Source organism: Halobacillus sp. BBL2006 (assembly GCF_000786645.1).
Taxonomy (GTDB): Bacteria; Bacillota; Bacilli; order Bacillales; family Halobacillaceae; genus Halobacillus.
The window spans coordinates 1-1093 of record NZ_JRNX01000804.1 but is presented as its reverse complement, the minus strand read 5'-3'; the positions used below and the strand labels follow the sequence as shown (position 1 = coordinate 1093).

1 protein-coding gene is annotated in these 1093 nt (G+C 39.6%); it reads right to left on the bottom strand.

All coding sequences use genetic code 11. The annotated features are described in order from the left end of the window. Positions 1-71 precede the first annotated feature (71 nt). Positions 72-929, bottom strand: coding sequence for a VOC family protein (locus tag LD39_RS19855; RefSeq protein ID WP_035552516.1), 858 nt, complete (start codon positions 927-929; stop codon positions 72-74). Positions 930-1093: the final 164 nt, after the last annotated feature.

Sequence of the window (1093 nt, the reverse complement as noted above, 5' to 3'; positions counted from 1 at the left end):
TGATTCAGAAACTAGGCATAACAAAAGAATCCTGATCAATAAAAAAGTTCTCCTTCGAAGGAGAACTTTTTTTATGGGTTAACTTTCAGAATCATTTTGTTTCCTGATGGATCTTCGGTTTTGTAATCCTTTAAGCCTTCCTCAATGCTATAACCTAAGCTTCTCACTTTACGTACAGCTTCTTCCCTCTTTTCAATGTCTGGAAAAATGAGAGTGAATGACTTCAAGCCGACGCTGTCTTCAGGGGTAGGGGGAACACCTGGGCCATTCCATGTATTTAATCCTAAGTGATGATGGTAACCTCCCGTTGACATGAATGAAGCTTGATTTCCGAGCTTGCTTACAATATTAAATCCTAGAGCAGCATAGAAGGCTTGTGTTTCTGACATATCAGCTACATGCAAATGGATATGTCCCATAACTGTCTGAGCAGGCAGTCCTTCCCACGCTTTTTCTTCAATGCCTTGAAGCAGATCGTCCCCATTTAGTGGGTCTACTGCCATCTTTACTTCTTCGCCTTTCCATTCCCACAGATCGGAAGGACGGTCGGAATAAATTTCAATCCCGTTTCCGTCCGGATCATTCAGATATAAGGCTTCACTCACGAGGTGGTCCGAAGCCCCTAAACGAAGATCAATTTCTATAAAGTGCTTCAACACCTTTCCTAGCTCCGTTCGATTCGGTAGCAGTATGGCAAAATGATAAAGTCCGGCTGTATGGTTCGGCTTCGGTTTAACACGATCTGGCTGTTCAATTGATAGAATTGAACTCTTTCCATCTGTGGTAAATGACACCTTGGTATCTGTTTGTTCTAGAATTTGCAGACCTAATATGTCTCGATAAAAATTTTTGGATTTTTCCAAGCTGCTGACTTTGATCTCTACATGTCCTACATAGGTATTCGGTTTTTGAAAAAAATGCTTTTCCACTAATAATCACCTTCAATTTTATTTAAGTAAGTTACTTACCTTTAGTAAGTATAATAGTTGATTGTCTTACTTAAGTCAAGTGATCAAACATGAAATAGGAGGCTGGGACATAAGTAAAGTAGCGGTGGAAAAAAACGAACATTGAAAACTTGTATGAAATCAAC